Origin of the sequence: Pseudomonas sp. GZD-222, assembly GCF_049310525.1 — a bacterium.
In the GTDB taxonomy this organism is placed as follows: Bacteria; Pseudomonadota; Gammaproteobacteria; order Pseudomonadales; family Pseudomonadaceae; genus Aquipseudomonas.
The window spans coordinates 1-18,635 of record NZ_JBMOWO010000028.1; the positions used below are offsets into that span (position 1 = coordinate 1).

18 protein-coding genes are annotated in these 18,635 nt (G+C 61.9%); 8 read left to right on the forward strand and 10 right to left on the reverse strand.

What is annotated here, in order from left to right; translation table 11 throughout:
- Positions 1–63: 63 nt before the first annotated feature.
- Genes ACO6VD_RS05545 through def form a run of 5 tightly spaced genes read right to left on the reverse strand, consistent with a single transcriptional unit; the run spans position 64 to position 4,583 of the window.
- Positions 64–375: a hypothetical protein gene (locus tag ACO6VD_RS05545; protein ID WP_038605123.1), complete on the reverse strand. Its 312-nt coding sequence runs from the start codon at positions 373–375 to the stop codon at positions 64–66.
- 11 nt (positions 376–386) lie between these two features.
- Positions 387–1,760 (reverse strand): Trk system potassium transporter TrkA, encoded by a 1,374-nt coding sequence (gene trkA, locus ACO6VD_RS05550; RefSeq protein ID WP_038605126.1) that lies wholly within the window; start codon positions 1,758–1,760, stop codon positions 387–389.
- 19 nt (positions 1,761–1,779) lie between these two features.
- Positions 1,780–3,090 (reverse strand): 16S rRNA (cytosine(967)-C(5))-methyltransferase RsmB, encoded by a 1,311-nt coding sequence (gene rsmB / locus ACO6VD_RS05555; protein ID WP_422417556.1) that lies wholly within the window; start codon positions 3,088–3,090, stop codon positions 1,780–1,782.
- The gene (fmt, locus tag ACO6VD_RS05560) at positions 3,087–4,019 is read right to left on the reverse strand and encodes a methionyl-tRNA formyltransferase (RefSeq protein WP_422417558.1); all 933 of its coding nucleotides are present in this window, start codon (positions 4,017–4,019) and stop codon (positions 3,087–3,089) included. Before fmt ends, rsmB begins: the two co-directional genes overlap by 4 nt.
- Positions 4,020–4,076: 57 nt before the next feature.
- Positions 4,077–4,583: a peptide deformylase gene (gene def, locus ACO6VD_RS05565; protein WP_038605133.1), complete on the reverse strand. Its 507-nt coding sequence runs from the start codon at positions 4,581–4,583 to the stop codon at positions 4,077–4,079.
- A gap of 241 nt (positions 4,584–4,824) precedes the next feature.
- On the opposite strand from def, the gene dprA reads away from it, so the two are divergent.
- Both dprA and ACO6VD_RS05575 read left to right on the forward strand, forming a co-directional pair.
- The gene (gene dprA / locus ACO6VD_RS05570) at positions 4,825–5,931 is read left to right on the forward strand and encodes a DNA-processing protein DprA (RefSeq protein WP_422417560.1); all 1,107 of its coding nucleotides are present in this window, start codon (positions 4,825–4,827) and stop codon (positions 5,929–5,931) included.
- A gap of 37 nt (positions 5,932–5,968) precedes the next feature.
- Positions 5,969–6,526, forward strand: a complete 558-nt coding sequence (locus ACO6VD_RS05575) for an L-threonylcarbamoyladenylate synthase (RefSeq protein ID WP_400171428.1) — start codon at positions 5,969–5,971, stop codon at positions 6,524–6,526.
- A 75-nt stretch (positions 6,527–6,601) separates the two neighbouring features.
- On the opposite strand, the gene ACO6VD_RS05580 is transcribed toward ACO6VD_RS05575, so the two are convergent.
- Positions 6,602–7,579, reverse strand: a complete 978-nt coding sequence (locus tag ACO6VD_RS05580; RefSeq protein ID WP_422417562.1) for an NADPH:quinone reductase — start codon at positions 7,577–7,579, stop codon at positions 6,602–6,604.
- Between the two features lie 130 nt (positions 7,580–7,709).
- On the opposite strand from ACO6VD_RS05580, the gene hemF reads away from it, so the two are divergent.
- Positions 7,710–8,636 carry an oxygen-dependent coproporphyrinogen oxidase gene (hemF, locus tag ACO6VD_RS05585; RefSeq protein ID WP_422417563.1) on the forward strand — a complete coding sequence of 309 codons (927 nt, stop codon included), beginning with the start codon at positions 7,710–7,712 and terminating at the stop codon, positions 8,634–8,636.
- A gap of 54 nt (positions 8,637–8,690) precedes the next feature.
- Positions 8,691–9,515 (forward strand): shikimate dehydrogenase, encoded by an 825-nt coding sequence (gene aroE / locus ACO6VD_RS05590; protein WP_422417565.1) that lies wholly within the window; start codon positions 8,691–8,693, stop codon positions 9,513–9,515.
- 202 nt (positions 9,516–9,717) lie between these two features.
- On the opposite strand, the gene ACO6VD_RS05595 is transcribed toward aroE, so the two are convergent.
- The 4 genes from ACO6VD_RS05595 to ACO6VD_RS05610 all read right to left on the reverse strand — a co-directional run bounded on the left by ACO6VD_RS05595 (position 9,718) and on the right by ACO6VD_RS05610 (position 14,159).
- Complete coding sequence (locus ACO6VD_RS05595; RefSeq protein WP_400169886.1) at positions 9,718–10,125, reverse strand: HPF/RaiA family ribosome-associated protein; 408 nt, start codon at positions 10,123–10,125, stop codon at positions 9,718–9,720.
- Between the two features lie 178 nt (positions 10,126–10,303).
- Entirely contained in the window at positions 10,304–12,643 is a 2,340-nt protein-coding gene (gene fecA, locus ACO6VD_RS05600; RefSeq protein WP_422417567.1) for a TonB-dependent Fe(3+) dicitrate receptor FecA, read from the reverse strand.
- Positions 12,644–12,732: 89 nt separating this feature from the next.
- Complete coding sequence (locus tag ACO6VD_RS05605; protein WP_422417569.1) at positions 12,733–13,668, reverse strand: FecR domain-containing protein; 936 nt, start codon at positions 13,666–13,668, stop codon at positions 12,733–12,735.
- On the reverse strand, positions 13,665–14,159 hold the full coding sequence (locus tag ACO6VD_RS05610; protein ID WP_422417571.1) for a sigma-70 family RNA polymerase sigma factor: 495 nt from the start codon (positions 14,157–14,159) through the stop codon (positions 13,665–13,667). Before ACO6VD_RS05610 ends, ACO6VD_RS05605 begins: the two co-directional genes overlap by 4 nt.
- A gap of 216 nt (positions 14,160–14,375) precedes the next feature.
- Here ACO6VD_RS05610 and ACO6VD_RS05615 point away from each other — a divergent pair, with 216 nt between their 5' ends.
- The 4 genes from ACO6VD_RS05615 to ACO6VD_RS05630 all read left to right on the forward strand — a co-directional run bounded on the left by ACO6VD_RS05615 (position 14,376) and on the right by ACO6VD_RS05630 (position 18,634).
- Entirely contained in the window at positions 14,376–16,343 is a 1,968-nt protein-coding gene (locus ACO6VD_RS05615) for a ligand-gated channel protein (protein ID WP_422417573.1), read from the forward strand.
- Positions 16,344–16,422: 79 nt separating this feature from the next.
- Positions 16,423–16,725, forward strand: coding sequence for a DUF3649 domain-containing protein (locus tag ACO6VD_RS05620; protein WP_400169890.1), 303 nt, complete (start codon positions 16,423–16,425; stop codon positions 16,723–16,725).
- Positions 16,725–18,308: a PepSY-associated TM helix domain-containing protein gene (locus ACO6VD_RS05625; protein ID WP_422417574.1), complete on the forward strand. Its 1,584-nt coding sequence runs from the start codon at positions 16,725–16,727 to the stop codon at positions 18,306–18,308. The genes ACO6VD_RS05620 and ACO6VD_RS05625 overlap by 1 nt, the downstream gene beginning before the upstream one ends.
- Positions 18,308–18,634: a DUF3325 domain-containing protein gene (locus ACO6VD_RS05630; protein WP_422417575.1), complete on the forward strand. Its 327-nt coding sequence runs from the start codon at positions 18,308–18,310 to the stop codon at positions 18,632–18,634. The genes ACO6VD_RS05625 and ACO6VD_RS05630 overlap by 1 nt, the downstream gene beginning before the upstream one ends.
- Position 18,635 lies beyond the last annotated feature (1 nt).

The following is an 18,635-nucleotide window of genomic DNA, read 5'->3' on the forward strand; positions in this document are numbered from 1 at the left end:
AAAAACCCCTCCCCCAGGGGGGGTGTGGAGACTTTGGGGGGCGTGGCTTTCCCCCGCGATGGTTCAACCTGCTTTATCCAGCTTCTTGAGAAACACCGTCATCTCTTTTTCGGCCTGCTTGTCGCCATGGGCCCTGGCTGCTTCCAGCCCCTGCTCCCAGGCCAGGCGTGCCGCCGCTTTATCGCCCTGCAACTGATGGGCCTTGCCCAACAGCTTCCACGCCGCTGAATACTTCGGATCGAACTCGACGCAGCGTTGCAGGTGCACAGCAGCTTCGGCGCCATTGCCTTCATCCAGCCAGGCCTTGCCCAGGCCGAAGCGCAGCAGGGCGTTATCCACACCCTTGGCCAGCATCTTTTCCAGTGATTCACGCATGTTCTGCTCCTTCAGAAGAAGCTCAACCCTACATGGAACAGCTTCTCGACGTCACGGATGTACTTTTTATCCACAACGAAGAGGATCACATGGTCACCCGCTTCGATCACCGTGTCGTCGTGGGCGATCAGCACTTCTTCGTCGCGAATGATCGCGCCGATGGTGGTGCCGGGTGGCAGGGCAATATCTTCAATGGCTTTGCCGATTACCTTGCTCGACTTCGAGTCACCGTGAGCGATGGCCTCAATAGCCTCTGCCGCACCGCGGCGCAGTGAGTGCACGCTGACGATGTCGCCACGGCGCACGTGGGCGAGCAAGGTGCCGATGGTGGCCAGCTGCGGGCTGATGGCGATATCGATATCACCGCCCTGGACCAGATCGACGTAGGCCGGGTTGTTGATGATGGTCATCACCTTGCGCGCGCCCAGGCGCTTGGCCAGCAACGAGGACATGATGTTGGCTTCGTCATCGTTGGTCAGGGCCAGGAAGATATCGGCTTCGGCGATGTTCTCTTCGAGCATCAGGTCGCGGTCCGAGGCACTGCCTTGCAAAACCACGGTGCTGTCCAGGGTATCGGAGAGGTAACGGCAGCGCGCCGGGTTCATCTCGATGATCTTTACCTGGTAACGGCTTTCAATCGCTTCGGCAAGGCGCTCGCCAATCTGTCCGCCACCAGCGATGACCACGCGTTTGTTGGTTTCATCGATGCGCCGCAGCTCACCCATCACCGCGCGGATGTGGGCCTTGGCAGCAATGAAGAACACCTCGTCGTCGGCTTCGATCACCGTATCGCCCTGGGGCAGGATCGGCCGGTCGCGACGGAAGATCGCTGCCACACGGGTGTCGACGTTGGGCATGTGCTCGCGGATCTGGCGCAGTTGCTGGCCGACCAGCGGACCGCCGTAGTAGGCCTTGACCGCGACCAACTGAGCCTTGCCTTCGGCGAAGTCGATCACCTGCAGGGCACCGGGATGTTCGATCAGGCGCTTGATGTAGTGGGTTACCACCTGCTCGGGGCTGATCAGTACGTCGACGGGGATGGCGTCGTTGTCGAACAGGCCGGCGCGGGTCAGGTAGGCCGACTCACGCACCCGGGCGATCTTGGTCGGGGTGTGGAACAGGGTGTAGGCGACCTGGCAGGCGACCATGTTGGTTTCGTCGCTGTTGGTCACCGCCACCAGCATGTCGGCGTCGTCGGCGCCGGCCTGGCGCAGAACGGTCGGGAACGAGGCGCGGCCCTGGACGGTACGGATGTCCAGGCGGTCGCCGAGGTCGCGCAGGCGCTCGCCATCGGTATCGACCACGGTAATGTCATTGGCTTCGCTGGCCAGGTGCTCGGCCAGCGTACCGCCGACCTGCCCTGCGCCCAGGATGATGATCTTCATCCGCTCTTCCCTTCTCTTGTTATCCGCGCGCGGCGGCGATTTTGATCAGCTTGGCATAGTAGAAGCCATCGTGTCCGCCTTCCTGGGCCAGCAACTGGCGGCCATGGGGCTGGCGCAGGCCGGCCTGGGTTGCCAGGTCCAGCTCGCGGGCACCTGGGGTGCGGGCGAGGAAGCTCTCGATCACTTCGGTGTTTTCCGTCGGCAGGGTCGAACAGGTGGCATACAGCAGGATGCCGCCGACTTCGAGGGTCGGCCACAGGGCATCGAGCAGCTCACCCTGCAAGGCGGCGAGGGCCGGGATATCGTCGGCCTGGCGGGTCATCTTGATATCGGGATGGCGGCGAATCACTCCCGTGGCCGAGCAAGGTGCATCGAGCAGAATGCGCTGGAAACCCTTGCCGTCCCACCAGCTGGCGGTATCGCGGGCATCACAGGCAATCAGTTGGGCATCCAGGCCCAGACGGTCGAGGTTTTCCCGGACCCGGGTAAGGCGCTTGGCTTCGAGGTCGATCGCGACCACGGAGTCCAGTTTTTCCTCGGCTTCGAGCAGGTGGCAGGTCTTGCCGCCAGGCGCGCAGCAGGCGTCGAGCACCCGTTGGCCGGGCGCCAGGTCAAGCAGATCGGCAGCCAGTTGGGCGGCTTCGTCCTGGACGCTGATCCAGCCCTGGTCGAATCCGGGCAGGCCGCGCACATCGCAGGCCTGGGCGAGAAGGATGCCATCGACGCTGTGCTGGCAGGGGCTGGCTTCCAGTCCCGCTTCGCGCAACAGTTCCAGGTAGGCATCACGACTGTGATGACGGCGGTTGACCCGCAGGATCATCGGCGGATGCGCATTGTTGGCGACGCAGATGGCTTCCCACTGCTCCGGCCAGAAGGCCTTGAGCGACTTCTGCAACCAGCGCGGGTGGGCTGTACGCACCACCGGATCACGCTCCAGCTCGGCAAGAATCTCACTGCTCTCGCGTTGCGCACGGCGCAGCACGGCATTGAGCAGGGCCTTGGCCCAGGGCTTTTTCAGCTTGTCGGCGCAGCCTACGGTTTCACCGATCGCCGCATGAGCGGGGACGCGGGTGTAAAGCAGCTGATACAGGCCGACCAGCAGCAAGGCTTCGACATCGGCGTCGGCGCTCTTGAACGGCTTTTGCAGCAAGCGTTCGGCCAGCGCCGAGAGCCGTGGTTGCCAGCGGGCGGTGCCGAATGCCAGGTCCTGGGTCAGGCCACGGTCACGTACTTCGACCTTGTCCAGCTGCGCCGGCAGCGAACTGTTCAGGGACGCTTTGCCGCTGAGTACTGCCGCCAGGGCGCGGGCGGCTGCCAGACGTGGATTCATTGACCGAGCACCGTGCCGCTGGCGAATTTCTCGCGGCGACTATTGAACAGGTCGCTGAAGTTCAGCGCTTTGCCCCCGGGCAATTGCAGGCGGGTCAGGCACAGCGCCTGTTCGCCACAAGCGACGACCAGGCCGTCTTTGCTGGCGCCGAGAATTTCACCGGGAGTGCCTTTGCCTGTGGATAAGCTGGCAGCAAGGACTTTCACTGCTTCACCGTTGAGGGTGCTGTGGCAGATCGGCCAGGGATTGAAGGCACGGATCAGGCGCTCGAGCTCAACGGCCGGACGGCTCCAGTCCAGGCGCGCTTCGTCTTTGTTCAGCTTGTGTGCATAAGTAGCCAGGCTGTCGTCCTGGACCTCACCCTGCAACGTGCCGGCGGCCAGACCGGCCACGGCTTCAAGCACGGCTGGCGGGCCCATTTCGGCCAGGCGGTCGTGCAGGCTGCCACCAGTGTCAGTGGCGCTGATCGGGGTGCTGACCTTGAGCAGCATCGGGCCGGTATCCAACCCGGCTTCCATACGCATCACGGTCACGCCGCTTTCACCGTCGCCGGCTTCGACCGCGCGCTGGATCGGCGCGGCACCACGCCAGCGTGGCAGCAGCGAGGCATGGCTGTTGATGCAGCCCAGGCGCGGAATATCCAGCACTGCTTGCGGCAGGATCAGGCCGTAGGCGACCACCACCATCAGGTCCGGCTTGAGTGCGGCAAGCTCAGCTTGAGCCTCGGCATTGCGCAGGGTCGGCGGTTGCAGGACCTGGATGCCGTTATCCACAGCCAGTTGCTTGACGGCACTGGGCATCAGTTTTTGTCCACGTCCGGCCGGACGGTCCGGTTGGGTGTAGACGGCCACCACTTCATAAGGGCTGTCGATCAGGGCCTTGAGGTGTTCGGCGGCAAACTCTGGGGTGCCTGCAAAGACAATGCGCATGGAGTTCTCGCTTAAAAAGAAAAAGGCTTGCCGGAGCAAGCCTTTGGAAAGAGGAGATCAAGCTTGCTGGCGATGCTGCTTTTCCAGCTTCTTCTTGATCCGGTCACGTTTGAGCGTCGACAGGTAATCGACGAACAACTTGCCGTTGAGGTGATCGCATTCGTGCTGGATGCACACCGCCAGCAGGCCTTCGGCAATCAGCTCGTAGGGCTTGCCATCGCGATCCAGCGCCTTGACCTTGACCCGCACCGGGCGGTCGACGTTCTCGTAGAAGCCGGGCACCGACAGGCAGCCTTCCTGGTACTGGTCCATTTCGTCGGTCAGCATCTCGAGCTCGGGGTTGATGAACACCCGTGGCTCGCTGCGATCTTCGCTCAGGTCCATGACCACGATGCGCTTGTGCACGTTGATCTGGGTTGCCGCCAGGCCGATGCCAGGGGCTTCGTACATGGTTTCAAACATGTCATCGATCAATTGGCGAACGCCGTCATCGACTTCGGTCACCGGTTTGGCGATGGTGCGAAGGCGCGGGTCCGGGAATTCGAGGATGTTCAGAATGGCCATAAGCGTATGAGCTGCACTGTGCGATGAATTACAAACATGAGTACACATAATAAAGGGATTCGGCGCATTCGGCACCTGGCAAAGGTCAGCTAAGGTTTCAAACACCCGCAAGCCTTGCCTCGGCAAGCCTGAAGGACTGCCGCAGAGGGAAATCCTTCAACCGGTTGTCAAAGTATTATCAACAGAGTTATCCACAGCTTGTGCAGGGTGCGATCAACTCGTTCGATCAAGGATGATCGTTATGTCGCACGCCGCTCACCGGGACTGTTCACCCGCCGAACTTGAGGCGCGATTGCGTTTGCACCGTTTGCCTGCACTTGGTCCGCAACGCTTTCACTCACTTCTGCAGGCCTTCGGCAGCGCATCGGCAGCACTCAGTGCCCCGGCCGGCGCCTGGGCTTCGCTGGGGCTTCCCGATGTCAGCGCCCAAGCCCGTCGCAGCACAGAGGTGCGCGACGGCGCTGCTGCTGCATTGGCCTGGCTAGAGCGGCGCGACCAGCATTTGCTGATGTGGGACGACCCCTCCTACCCGGCATTACTGGCTGAAATCGATGCTGCGCCGCCCTTGCTGTTTGTGGCTGGCAACCCCGCCTTACTGGAAAAACCGCAGCTGGCGATTGTCGGCAGCCGCCGCGCATCACGCCCGGCACTCGACACCGCTGCGGCCTTTTCCCGTTACCTTGCCCAGGGCGGATTTGTGATTACCAGCGGCCTGGCGCTGGGGGTCGATGGCGCCGCTCATCAGGCTGCCCTGGACGTTGGCGGGCAGACCGTGGGGGTGCTGGGCACCGGCCTGCAGAAATTTTATCCACAACGCCATCGGGCGCTGGCTGCCGCGATGATCGAACAAGGTAGCGCCGTGATTTCCGAGTTTCCCCTCGATGCAGGCCCGGTGGCGGGCAACTTTCCCCGGCGCAATCGCATCATCAGTGGTCTGTCTCTGGGGGTGCTGGTGGTGGAAGCGAGCCTGGCCAGTGGCTCGTTGATCACCGCGCGGCTGGCGGCAGAGCAAGGCCGCGAGGTTTATGCCATTCCGGGGTCGATTCATCATCCTGGTGCCAAGGGTTGTCACCAACTGATTCGTGACGGCGCATTGCTGGTGGAGAGCGTCGAGCAGATCATTGAAACCCTGCAGGGCTGGCAGCGACTGCCGCCCATGGCGTCTAGCACAGGGGCTGATTCTCGCCACCCACTCGAGGATCTGCTCCTGGCTGCGCCACACACCAGCGAAGCGCTAGCCATCAGCAGCGGCTGGCCGTTGCCCAGGGTGCTGGCGGCACTGACCGAACTTGAAGTGGCCGGACGGGTTTGTAATGAAGCTGGGCGTTGGTTTGCCCGGCCTGGCTAAGTACACTGCTGGTTAGCCTTAATGCGGAGTGAGTTCAATGGTGAGCAGTTGGCGTGTGCAACAAGCCGCGCGTGAAATTCGGGCCGGTGCGGTGATTGCCTACCCAACCGAGGCCGTCTGGGGCCTGGGCTGTGACCCGTGGAACGAGGAAGCGGTGGATCGCCTGCTGGCGATCAAGTCGCGCTCGGTCGACAAGGGCGTGATCCTGGTTGCCGACAACATCCGCCAGTTCGACTTTTTGTTCGAGGATTTCCCGGAAATCTGGCTCGACCGCATGGCCAGCACCTGGCCTGGTCCGAACACCTGGCTGGTACCGCACCAGAACATGTTGCCGCAGTGGATTACCGGGGTGCATGACACCGTAGCCTTGCGGGTCAGCGACCATCCGGTGGTACGCGAGCTGTGCTCGCTGGTCGGGCCGCTGGTGTCGACGTCGGCCAACCCGCAGGGGCGTCCTGCGGCGAAGTCACGCTTGCGCGTCGAGCAGTACTTCCGCGGGCAGCTGGACCTGGTTCTGGGTGGCGCACTGGGTGGGCGACGCAATCCGAGTGTGATTCGTGACTTGGTCACTGGCGACGTGGTTCGGGCGGGCTAAGCCTTATCGCGGGGCAAGCCCGCTCCCACCAGATTGAGGTGATCCCCGGTGGGAGCGGGCTTGCCCTGCGAAAAATCAAGGCAACAACACCGTCGACCCAACCGTGCGCCGCGCTGACAGTTCAGTCTGTGCCCTGGCCGCTTCGCTCAGCGGATAACGCTGCTGGATATCCACAGTCAATTTGCCGCTGGCGATCATCGCGAACAGGTCATCGGCCATCGCCTGGGTGTTTTCGGCAGTATTGGCGTAGCTGGCCAGGGTCGGCCGGGTGACATACAGCGAGCCCTTCTGCGCCAGGATACCCAGGTTGACCCCGCTGACCGCCCCCGAGGCGTTGCCGAAGCTGACCATCAGACCGCGTGGTGCCAGGCAGTCCAACGAGGTCAGCCAGGTGTCCTGGCCAACGCCGTCGTAGACCACCGGGCACTTCTTGCCATCGGTGAGTTCCAGCACGCGCTGGGCGACGTCTTCACGGCTGTAATCAATGGTTGCCCAGGCACCCAGCGCTTTGGCGCGCTCGGCTTTCTCCGCGGAACTGACGGTACCGATCAACCTGGCGCCCAGGGCCTTGGCCCATTGGCAGGCCAGTGAACCAACGCCACCGGCAGCGGCGTGGAACAGAATGGTGTCGCCCGGTTGTACAGCGTAGGTCTGTTTGAGCAGGTATTGCACCGTCAGGCCTTTAAGCATGACCGCCGCAGCCTGTTCGAAGCTGATGCTGTCGGGAAGTTTGACCAGATTGGCTGCGGGCAGCACATGCACTTCGCTGTAGGCGCCCAGCGGGCCCCCGGCATACGCCACGCGGTCGCCGACCTTGAGCAGGGTGACTTGATCACCGACTGCCTCGACTACTCCGGCGCCTTCGGTGCCCAGTCCCGAAGGCAGTGCTGGCGGTGCATACAGGCCGCTGCGAAAGTAGGTGTCGATAAAGTTCAGGCCGATGGCCTGGTTGCGTACGCGGACCTGCTGCGGACCGGGTGCGGCAGGTTCGAAATCGACCAGTTGCAGGACCTCCGGGCCCCCATGCTGGCTGAACTGAATACGCTTGGCCATCTGCACTCTCCTGTCGGGTTCGCAAAACCCCTATCGGACGCCTTTGCTTGATCGCCGTCAACTGCGGCCAGCCTGTCGCCGGTGGTATGCTACGCGCCGAATTTGCTCATGCCCGCTTCCAGGTGACCTGATGACTAGCCGCACCGAGGCCGTGAAAGCCTACCTGCTCGACTTGCAAGACCGTATTTGTGCCGCCCTCGAAACCGCAGACGGCGGTGCCCGCTTTGTCGAAGACGCCTGGACGCGTGAAGCTGGCGGTGGTGGACGGACCCGGGTGATCGGTGAAGGCAAGGTCATCGAAAAGGGCGGCGTGAACTTCTCCCACGTCTTCGGTAGCGGTCTGCCGCCTTCGGCCAGTGCCCATCGGCCAGAGTTGGCCGGACGTGGTTTCGAGGCCCTGGGGGTGTCGCTGGTTATTCATCCGCATAACCCACATGTGCCGACCTCCCACGCCAACGTGCGTTTCTTCATCGCCGAGAAGGAAGGTGAAGAAGCAGTCTGGTGGTTCGGCGGCGGTTTCGACCTGACGCCTTACTACGGCAACGAAGAAGACTGCCTGCACTGGCACCAGGTCGCCGAGCGCGCCTGCGCGCCGTTCGGTGCCGATGTCTACCCGCGTTACAAGGCCTGGTGTGATCGTTACTTCCACCTCAAGCATCGCGGCGAGCCACGCGGTATTGGCGGCCTGTTCTTCGATGACCTGAACGAGTGGGATTTCGACACCTGCTTCGCGTTCATGCGCGCCATTGGCGATGCCTACGTCGAGGCCTACCTGCCGATCGTCCAGCGCCGCAAAGACCAGCCGTATACTGCCGAGCAGCGTGAATTCCAGGAGTACCGTCGCGGCCGTTATGTCGAGTTCAACCTGGTCTACGACCGTGGCACCCTGTTTGGTCTGCAATCGGGTGGTCGTACCGAATCGATCCTGATGTCGCTGCCACCGCAAGTGCGTTGGGGGTACGATTGGAAAGCCGCACCAGGCAGTGAAGAAGCTCGCCTGACCGAGTATTTCCTGCAGGACCGTGACTGGCTTGGCGAGGCCAAGGCGAGCCACTGAGTCGTTGTGGATAACTTTTCCGGCCTGCCCGCCCTTGACCCAGGAACCGCGTAAATGGACCAGTATGTTGTATTCGGCAATCCGATCGGCCACAGCAAATCGCCGCTGATCCACCGCCTTTTTGCCGACCAGACCGGTCAGCAGCTGGAATACAGCACCTTGCTGGCGCCGCTGGATGATTTCAGCATGTGTGCCCAAGGGTTCTTCAAGCAAGGCCTGGGTGCCAACGTCACTGTGCCGTTCAAGGAAGAAGCCTATCGACTGGTCGATAGCCTGACGCCGCGGGCGCAACGCGCTGGCGCGGTGAACACGCTGAGCAAGCTGGCCGATGGCAGCCTGCAGGGCGACAACACCGATGGTGCCGGGCTGGTTCGTGATCTGACGGTCAATGCCGGTGTGCAGCTGACGGGCAAGCGCATCCTGCTGCTCGGCGCCGGCGGCGCCGTTCGCGGCGTCCTGGAGCCGTTGCTGGCGCACAACCCTGCTTCTTTGGTGATCGCCAACCGTACCGTGGAGAAGGCTGAGCAACTGGCCCGTGAGTTCGCCGACCTGGGCCCGGTAGCCGCCAGTGGCTTCAGCTGGCTGCAAGAGCCGGTAGACCTGATCATCAATGCCACCTCCGCCAGCCTTGCCGGTGAGTTGCCGCCGATCTCTGCCAGCTTGATCGAGCCGGGTAAAACCGTGTGCTACGACATGATGTATGGCAAAGAGCCGACGCCCTTCTGCCGCTGGGCCAGCGAGCACAAGGCAGCGAAGGTGCTGGACGGTTTGGGCATGCTCGCCGAGCAAGCGGCCGAAGCGTTCTTCATCTGGCGTGGCGTGCGTCCGGATACCACCCCGGTACTGGACGAACTGCGTCGCCAGCTGGCTCGCGGCTAAGACATGACTCGCGGGGCAAGCCCGCTCCCACATGTTGAATGCAATCTCTGTGGGAGCGGGCTTGCCCCGCGATGCGATGTGACAGACAGACAGCAATCACGGGGCAAGCCCGCTCCCACCGGAGGTCTTCTCCCATCCGGTTGAAGGCCATAAAAAAGGCGAGCCCACCGGGCTCGCCTTTTTACCGTCTGCGTTATGTCATTCAGCTGATACTGCGAGCTTGCTCGTTCTCCAGGAATTCTTCCTGTAGCAGGCCGTCATTCTGGGCCTCGTCAGCCGTTTGCTGGGCAACGGCGCGTTTGCTGCGTAGCTTGCCGTAGAAGTGCTCCAGGGCGTGGTTAAGCTTGATCGCGGCACCCTCGACAGCCTGGTCGAGCGATGCGGATTTGTGGCTTACGGAAATCGGTTGATGGCCTTTTGGGCGTGCCTCCATCTGGCAGCGTTTGTCGTGCGGACCTGGCTTGTCGCCATTCTCGTCGCGCAGGTGGACCTCGACGCGGGTGAGGTCTTCATCAAATCGTTCGAGCGTGCTTTCTACTGTGCTGCGGACCCACTCTTCCAGTCGAATGTTGCCTTGAATATGGTTGTCGCTATTGACTTGGATTTGCATAGTTCAATCCCTTATTCAGCTAGCTCGCAAGAGAATCGATGGGGCCTTTGCGGCCTGTGGAAACCATCGCCTCTTGACTACAAGGTCAGGCACTTGGCGCAACATTTCAAGTCCTTTTGAAAGATAAATTTCTTGTTGCAAAAAGCCCGGCGTCGGCCGGGCTTTTGCATGCGCTGGATCAGAACGCGACAGAGGTCTGCAGGTATACCGTACGAGGTTCACCGACATACTTGCCCTTGTTGTTGTCATCGAAGGAGCGGGTGTAGTACTGGTGATTGAAGATGTTCTTCACCCCGACGGCGACGTTCAGGTTCGACAGTTGCGGGCCGAAATCATAGGCCGCGCGGCTGCTGAACAGCATGTAGCCCGGGATGCGCCCGGTGCTGCCGTCGGCACTTTCGCTGGAGGTATTGGCGTTGTCGGCGAACTGATCGCTCTGGTAGGTGCTATCGAGGTTGAGCTTCCACTGGCCTTCGGTATAGCCGACACCCAGAGTGCCTTTGTGGCGCGAGGAGAAGGGCACACGATTGCCCTTGTTCGGTCCATCTTCACGGATTTTAGCGTCGACAAAAGCATAGGTTGCGTACACGTCGAAACCAGCCAGTGCCGCGTTCAGGCCCTCGAGGGCGTACTTGACGCTGGTCTCGATACCCTGGTGGCGGGTTTCGCCGCGGGCAATCACCGAGTCGTTGGTCTGGTTGCTTTCGTACTGGTTGTCGAAGTTGATCAAAAACGCGCCGATCTCGGCCTGCAGCAGGCCATCGTCATAGCGCGTACCCAGCTCCCAGGTCCGGGCTTTTTCCGGTTTGACTTCGCCGCTGCTGACGCGGTTGGGCATCTGGCTGTATTGCACACTGCCGAAGGAACCTTCGGTGTTGGCGTACAGGTTCCAGCTGTCGGTCAGGTGATACATCACGTTCAACGCCGGCAGGGCGGTGTTGTAGTCACCCTGGTAACGCTGGCCGCTGAGCTTGTTGCTCTGCTCGGAATCGATCATCTCGTAGCGGATGCCCGGGGTGATGGTCCACTGGCCGATGTCGATGCGGTCATCGAGGAACAACGCATGGGCTTCGGTACTGCCACGAGTATCGCGGTCGTTGCGGCTGGCGGTGGTCGGCAGCTGGTTGGCGCTGATCGGTTCGCGGTAGCGCAGTTCGTGGCCTGCCTCGTTGACGTAGCGGTAACCGACGCCGACTTCATGCCAGCTCTCAGCGACCGCGAAGCCCTGGGAAAAACGGGTTTCGATACCGCGTACCCAGTACTCGCGTGGCGACAGCGAAACGAAGCTGCCCTGGTCCAGGTAGCCGCTGCGCAGGGTTTTGGTGAAGAAGCTGTTGACGCTGAACTGACGGGCGTCTTCCTTGTAGTCGTAGCCGAAGTTGAACGTCGTCCGGCGGCCCCAGAACTTGTCCTGCAGGCGGGTCGACTGGTACGGGTCGGCATCGTAGTCGGCCGCGCTCAGGCCGCCGGGCATTTGCGCTTCACCCTCGTAGTACTGGGCCATGGCATGCAGGCTGTTGGCGTCGTCGAGTTGCAGTTTGCCCTTGAGGATCAGGTCGTCGATCTGTGTGTCGCTGTGCTCGCGCCAGTCGCCACCGCGGGTGCCGGAGTAGAGCAGGGCGCCGCCCAGGCCGTTGGCGTTGGTGCCACCGGCGAGCAGGTTGGCGCTGGTCTTGAAGCCGTCGTGGCTGGAGGACGGGCTGGTCTGGGTCTGGAAGCCAGCTTTGACGGTCGGTTCGTCAGGAATCGCACGGGTGACGAAGTTGACGATGCCGCCGACGTTTTGCGGACCGTAGCGCACGGCTCCGCCGCCACGCACGACATCCACTGCGTCCATGTTGCCCATGCTGATCGGGGCGAACGACAGCTGTGGCTGGCCATAGGGGGCGAAGGGCACCGGAATGCCGTCCATCAGTACTGTGGAGCGCGATGCCAGGCGCGGGTTGAGGCCGCGAATGCCGAAGTTCAGCGCCATGTCATGGCTACCGGTGCCGTTGTTTTCCGGCGCGTTGACACCGGGAATGCGATTGAGCACTTCACGGGCGGTGGTGGCGCCCTGGCGTTCGAATTCTTCGCGGCGGATCACATCGCGGGCACCGGGATGTTCGAAGACATTGTCCTGCTCGGCCGCACCCAGCCAGTCGCCGACCACGGTCGAAGCACCCAGCTCCACCGGGGCGCCGGCGGCCGACTGCGGTTGCAGGCTGAAGGCGTTTTCACCTTCGGCACGCGCTTGCAGGCCGCTGCCTTGAAGCAGGATATCCAGCGCCTGCTGTGGGCTGTATTGGCCTTGCAGGCCGGGGCTCTGCACGCCGCTGGTGACCTGGGAGCCAAACGAGATCAACACACCGCTCTCCCGGCCGAACTGGTTCAGGGCGCTTTCCAGCGACATCGGCGCGATCTGGTAGCTGCGTGCTGCAGGCTGGTCAGCCAGGGCGGGGACAGCGGCAACGCTCAGGCCGGCTCCGAACAGCAGTGCACGAAGGGCTTGGGCAAGTGGGCTCGGGCGAAGGGGCATGCAAGGGGTCCTTGAGAAGGTCAGCGCAAAGGGTTCTGCCTTCTCTGTCACGCGAGATGAAAAAACGGCTCAGGTGTTTTGAATTTTTTTCAGGCCCGTGCTTCGACACTGACCCAGTAGCGCGTAAAGCGCCGAACCCGCACAGGCAAGGCAATCTCCAGCAGGTCGAGAATGCGTTCGCTGTCGGCCAGTGGATAACTGCCGGAGATCAGCAGTTCGCTGACCTCGGGCGCACAGTTGAGCTGGCCGCGTCGATAACGCCCGAGCTCGTCGAGGAAGTCACCGAGGCGCATGTGTGCGGCGACCAGCATGCCATCGACCCAGGCCCCGGCATTGCTGTCGATTAACTGCATGGCGTACCACTGCGGGCCGTTGAAGCGGGCCTGCCGACCTGCAGCCAGGCTGTTGCCGGCCAGGCTGGCACTGCCCTGATGAACACTGAGCAGGCTGTAATGCTCGAACTGGCGGACGTTGTAACGACCACTGCTCAGTTGCAGCAGGCCGAACTCGCTGAGCAAATGCAGCGGCCGGGAGTCGTCGGCGACCGTCAGCTGGATCTCGCCTTCGAGCAGACGCACCCGCCGTTGTTGAGCATCGAAACGTACGTCAGCGGCGCTGCCGGTGTTGAGATGCAGCTGGCTGCCGTCGTCGAGTTGCTGACGACGGCGCTCGCCCACCGGGCTGCGGTAATCGGCCAGCAGGGTCGGCAGCGGGTTGTGCTGTTGCAGGGTCAAACCGAGGCTGCCGCCCACACCCAGAATCAACAGGGCCTTGAGGGCGCGGCGGCGACTGGCCGAACGCGGCGCCTGCAAGGCTGCATGGGCCAGCGGCGAAGACAAACCGCGCAGACGCTGGTTGACCCGCTGGATATGCTCCCAGGCCCGCCGATGTTCCTCATGGGCTTGCAGCCATTGCTGCATGGCCTGCTGCTGGCGTGCATCGAGTGCGCCGCCCTGCAGCTCGATCAGCCAGTGCACGGCCTGTTCGGCGACCTGCGGCGAGAACTCTTGATGGGCGCTGTTCACAGGGCAAAGTAACAGCGCATGGCTGCCTTGTTCAGGTAGCGCTTGACCGTCGCCAGGGAGATGTTCAGTTGCTCGGCAATCTCGCCGTAGCTCAGGCCATCGACCTGGGCCAGCAGGAAGGCGCGCTTGACCAGCGGTGCCAGGCCATCAAGCAGACGGTCCAGCTCCAGCAGGGTCTCGAAGATGATTGCCCGGTGTTCTTCCGAAGGTGCGAGTGCTTCCGGCAACTGTGCCAGTGCCTGGTAGTAGGCGCGCTCCAGGTCCTGGCGGCGGTAGTGATTGAACAGCACCCGTTTGGCCACGGTGGTGAGGAACGCCCGAGGCTCGTTGAGCACCGGTGTTTCACGCGCCTGCAGCAGGCGCATGAAGGTGTCCTGAGCCAGGTCGGCGGCGTTGTCCGGGCAACCTAGACGCTGGCGCAGCCAACCGGTCAACCAGTTGTGATGGGCGTGGTAGAGGCCTTCAAGCGAGGAAGAAGAGGCACTGGGCACCGTGAACACTCCGGCGCCAGGATGCGCAACAGAATAAGAATTGTTCTCATTGTAGTGTTTTCTCTGCACTGTCGGCAATCAGGCACTGACTGGCGGCAAAAGCGTAGGGTTGAAAATGTAAATAACGTAAATACGCTTTACTCTCATTTGAGAATAAATAGCATTCACTCCCTGACGGGTTTACCGAACCTTTACATTTCTCAGGGAGAGCTCCACGTGTCCCCGCTTTTCACTCGATCCTGCCTCGCGCTTACCCTCTGCTCGATCTACAGCCAAGCCCATGCCGAAGGCCAAAAGCCAATGGAACTGGACAACGTGGTGGTCACCGCTTCCGGCTTCTCCCAGCAAATCAAGGATGCCCCGGCGTCGATTTCGGTAATTACCCGCGAGCAGATCGAGAACAAATCCTACCGTGATGTGACCGATGCCCTGAAAGACGTACCAGGCGTAGTGGTCACCGGTGGGGCCAGCTCCAGCGACATCAGCATCCGTGGCATGGCGTCCAAGTACACGCTGATGCTGGTCGACGGTAAGCGCCAGGACTCGCGGGCAACCCGTCCGAACAGTGACGGCGCCGGTATCGAGCAAGGCTGGATGCCGCCGCTCGAGGCCATCGAGCGCATTGAAGTGGTTCGCGGCCCGATGTCGTCGTTGTATGGCTCCGACGCCATGGGCGGGGTGATCAACATCATCACCCGTAAAGTGACGCCGAACTGGTATGGCGGTGTGCGCAGCGAAGCGACCTTCCAGGACCGTTCCGACTCGGGCGACTACAACAGCACCAGCGCTTTCGTTTCCGGGCCGTTGATCGAGAACCTGGTCGGCTTGCAGCTCTATGGGCAAACGTCGAATCGTGACGAAGACGACTTTACCAACGGCTTCAACGAGCAGAGCACCGACAGCGGTACGGCCAAGCTGTCGTTCACCCCTGATGAGCACAACGACATCACCTTCGAGGCGGGCAAGTCCGAGCAGGACCGATACGCCCACAAGGGCAAGTCGGCGCGATCCGCCGACAGCTTCAGTGACTATGAGCGCACCAATTTCTCGATCAGCCACTCCGGGCGTTGGGAAACCATCACCACTGACACCTACATCCAGCGCGAGAAAATCGAGAACCCGGGCCGGCGCATGGAGCTGGAAAACACCGTGCTCAATTCGCAGGTGTCGTTCTTCAACGATTCGCACATCACCACCGTTGGCGGCTCGTACAAATACGAAGACCTGACCGATGAAGGTAACCAGTTGGCCGCGGCCTCCGACGTCAACCAGCTGACGCGCTGGTCGTGGGCACTGTTTGCCGAAGATGAATGGCGCCTGACCGAGTCCTTTGCCTTGACCGGTGGCATTCGCATGGACGAAGACGAAAACTACGGCACGCATTGGTCGCCACGCTTGTACGGCGTGTACCACCCGACCGAGCACTGGACCGTCAAGGGCGGTGTCTCCACCGGCTACCGCTCACCGGACATCCGTGCCGCCGTGAATGACTGGGGCCAGATCACCGGTGGCGGTGGCGACCCGGCGATCATCGTCGGTAACTCCAACCTCAAGCCGGAGAAGAGCGTCAGTCAGGAAATCGGCGTGATCTGGGACAGCTTGGAAGGGGTCTCCACCGGTCTGACCGTGTTCAACACCGACTTCAAAGACAAGATCACCGAAACCCGCCGCTGCACCGACAGCACTGGCGGAGCCTCGGGTCAGTGCCAGATCGGCGGGACCTCGTACAAGTTCATCAGTGACCGGGTGAACGTCGATGAAGCGCAGATGCGTGGTATCGAAGCGACCCTGGACTGGGAAATCACCCAGGGCCTGAAGCTGGCCAGCAACTACACCTTCACCGACTCCGAACAGAAGAGCGGCCCGCAAAAAGGCAAGGCCCTGAACCAGATGCCACGGCACATGGTCAACGCCACCCTGGACTGGCAGACCACCGATCAGCTGGGTACCTGGGCGCGCATGAACTATCGCGGCAAGACCTCTGACTACCTGGGTCGCACCACCATGTCCGATGGCACGCCGTCGTACACCTTCGTCGACCTCGGCGGCACCTACCGGGTCACCAAGAACCTGAAGCTGCTGGCCGGTGTCTACAACGTGTTCAACAAGGAAGTGGACTACGAGAACTACCAGACCGTGCTGGATGGCCGTCGTTACACCGTCGGTGTCGACCTGTCGTTCTGATGACAAGCTCGGTGGCTTTGCCTGTGATAATAAAAATCATTATTATTAGTGGTTCTTCATTTCAAATGGATGGGACGCCATGAAAAGCAAAGCCGCCGGGTTGCCTGTGAGCTATCGCCTGGCAGTGACTTCACGCTGCCTGGCCGCCGTGTTCGGTGGTTACCTTCTGGCGGCGATGGCCAGTGTGTGCATCACCTTGCTCGCACCGATGCCTAAAGCCGAAGCAGTGATCAGCGGCATGATGCTGTCGTTCCTGTTTTACCTGGTGGCCTTTCTCTGGTGCTTTGCCTGCCGCAGCGCCTGGCACGCCTGGCTGGGTGTGCTGTTGCCGAGCCTGGTGCTGGGCGCGATCAATGGCCTGGCTTACTGGATGAACAACTGATGAAAGAGGGTTTTCGCCAGGCAATGGCCTGGCTGCACACCTGGACCGGACTGATCTTCGGCTGGCTGTTGTTTGCGATTTTCCTGACCGGGACCATGTCCTACTTCAAGGAAGAGATCAATCACTGGGCCCAGCCCGAGGTACCGGTCCGGCCGCACGACCCGGTGGCCAGTCTGACGTTGGCGCAGAATTACCTGCAGGAACATGCGCCCACTGCTGGCAGCTGGTTCATTCGCTTGCCTGAAGCACGCGAGCCGGGGTTGAGTGTCGGCTGGCGGGCAGAGGGCGCCGGGCGTCGCGGTTTCATCGAAAAGAATCTCGACCCTGCCACCGGTGCAGAGGTCCAGGCCCGCGAAACCCGCGGGGGCGACTTTTTCTACCGCTTCCATTTCCAGCTGGAAATGCCTCATCCGTGGGGCCGCTGGCTGTCGACCTTTGCCGCCTTCATCATGCTGCTGGGGCTGGTGACCGGCATTATTACCCACAAGAAAATCTTCAAGGAATTCTTCACCTTCCGCCCGGGCAAGGGCCAGCGCTCCTGGCTGGATGGCCACAATGCCATCGGTGTACTGGTGCTGCCGTTCCACCTGATGATCAGCTACAGCAGCCTGGTGATCTTCATGTCACTGGTGATGCCGGCCAGCATCATTGCCAGCTATGGCGACAACACCCGCGCTTACTTCAATGATCTGTTCGGTGCCTCCGAAGAGGTCAAAGTGGCCGGTGTAGCGGCGCCGTTGCTGCCGCTGCCGACGCTGTACCAGGCGTTCCAGGAACAGGCGCCGGGCAGTCGTCACGGCTGGATCGAAGTGCAAAACCCGGGTGATCAGAATGCCCGTGTGCGCTTCTCGCGCCATGGCGGTGATCGCATCGCCTATCAGCGTGGCGGTGGCTGGGTGTTCGATGGCGTCAACGGCACGCTGCAAAACGACAGCAAGACCGAAGCTACTCCGATAGTGATCGCCGGCGGTATGTACGGCTTGCACATGGGCATGTTCGCCGGCCCCTGGCTGCGCTGGTTGTACTTCTTCTTCGGCGTGGCGGGCACGGCAGTGATCGGCACCGGCCTGGTGCTGTGGCTGGGCAAGCGTCAGCTCAAGCATGCCAAGAGCGGTACGCAACCGTTCGAGCTGCGCCTGGTGGAGGTTTTGAACATCGCCAGCATGAGCGGCCTGCTGCTCGGGGTGGCGGCGTTCTTTTGGGCCAACCGCTTGCTGCCGGTGGGCCTGGAAGGGCGTGCCGGGTGGGAGGTGAACAGTTTCTTCCTGCTCTGGGTGCTGTCACTGATTCACGCCATGTTGCGGCCGGGGCGCCGCGCCTGGGCCGAACAACTGGGCCTGGCGGCGCTGTTGTGGGCCGGCTTGCCGTTGCTCAATCAATTGACCACCGGCCAGGGCCTGGTTCATTCGATTTCGGCCGGTGACTGGGCCATGGCCGGATTCGACCTGACGGCGCTCGGTTGTGGCCTGTTCTTCGCCTGGGGCGCTCGCACCCTGTGGCGCCCACCCGTGGTGGTGGCCAAGCGTGCGCCCAAGGCGGCGAAAGCGGCGAGCACCAAGCTGATTGAAAGTGAGGTGAGCTGATGTTGGCCGTAGCCCTGTTTGGTTTTGCCGGCTTCGCCTGCCTGTGCCTGGCCATGGAAAAACACTACAAGGACTTGCTCGGCGCTGCCCCCAGCGCCGCACGTCTGCGAGCCCTGCGTGTCGGTGGCTGGTTGCTGTTGCTGGTGGCGCTGTACCTGGCGGTGGACAAAAGCGGCTGGGCCATGGGCCTGGTCGAATGGATTGCGGTGTTGATGGCAGGCGTGACCCTTTGGGTCTTCTTGCTGCCTTACAAACCGCGCCTGTTGCTGGGTTTGCTGGGGCTTAGCCTGGTGCTGGGGCCGGTGCTGGCGATACTGCCGGGCTGAA

Coding starts and splice junctions, on each gene's coding strand:
- ACO6VD_RS05545 (WP_038605123.1), bottom strand. CDS start 375: ATGCGTGAATCACTGGAAAAGATGCTGGCCAAGGGTGTGGATAACGCC.
- trkA (WP_038605126.1), bottom strand. CDS start 1,760: ATGAAGATCATCATCCTGGGCGCAGGGCAGGTCGGCGGTACGCTGGCC.
- rsmB (WP_422417556.1), bottom strand. CDS start 3,090: ATGAATCCACGTCTGGCAGCCGCCCGCGCCCTGGCGGCAGTACTCAGC.
- fmt (WP_422417558.1), bottom strand. CDS start 4,019: ATGCGCATTGTCTTTGCAGGCACCCCAGAGTTTGCCGCCGAACACCTC.
- def (WP_038605133.1), bottom strand. CDS start 4,583: ATGGCCATTCTGAACATCCTCGAATTCCCGGACCCGCGCCTTCGCACC.
- dprA (WP_422417560.1), top strand. CDS start 4,825: ATGTCGCACGCCGCTCACCGGGACTGTTCACCCGCCGAACTTGAGGCG.
- ACO6VD_RS05575 (WP_400171428.1), top strand. CDS start 5,969: ATGGTGAGCAGTTGGCGTGTGCAACAAGCCGCGCGTGAAATTCGGGCC.
- ACO6VD_RS05580 (WP_422417562.1), bottom strand. CDS start 7,579: ATGGCCAAGCGTATTCAGTTCAGCCAGCATGGGGGCCCGGAGGTCCTG.
- hemF (WP_422417563.1), top strand. CDS start 7,710: ATGACTAGCCGCACCGAGGCCGTGAAAGCCTACCTGCTCGACTTGCAA.
- aroE (WP_422417565.1), top strand. CDS start 8,691: ATGGACCAGTATGTTGTATTCGGCAATCCGATCGGCCACAGCAAATCG.
- ACO6VD_RS05595 (WP_400169886.1), bottom strand. CDS start 10,125: ATGCAAATCCAAGTCAATAGCGACAACCATATTCAAGGCAACATTCGA.
- fecA (WP_422417567.1), bottom strand. CDS start 12,643: ATGCCCCTTCGCCCGAGCCCACTTGCCCAAGCCCTTCGTGCACTGCTG.
- ACO6VD_RS05620 (WP_400169890.1), top strand. CDS start 16,423: ATGAAAAGCAAAGCCGCCGGGTTGCCTGTGAGCTATCGCCTGGCAGTG.
- ACO6VD_RS05625 (WP_422417574.1), top strand. CDS start 16,725: ATGAAAGAGGGTTTTCGCCAGGCAATGGCCTGGCTGCACACCTGGACC.
- ACO6VD_RS05630 (WP_422417575.1), top strand. CDS start 18,308: ATGTTGGCCGTAGCCCTGTTTGGTTTTGCCGGCTTCGCCTGCCTGTGC.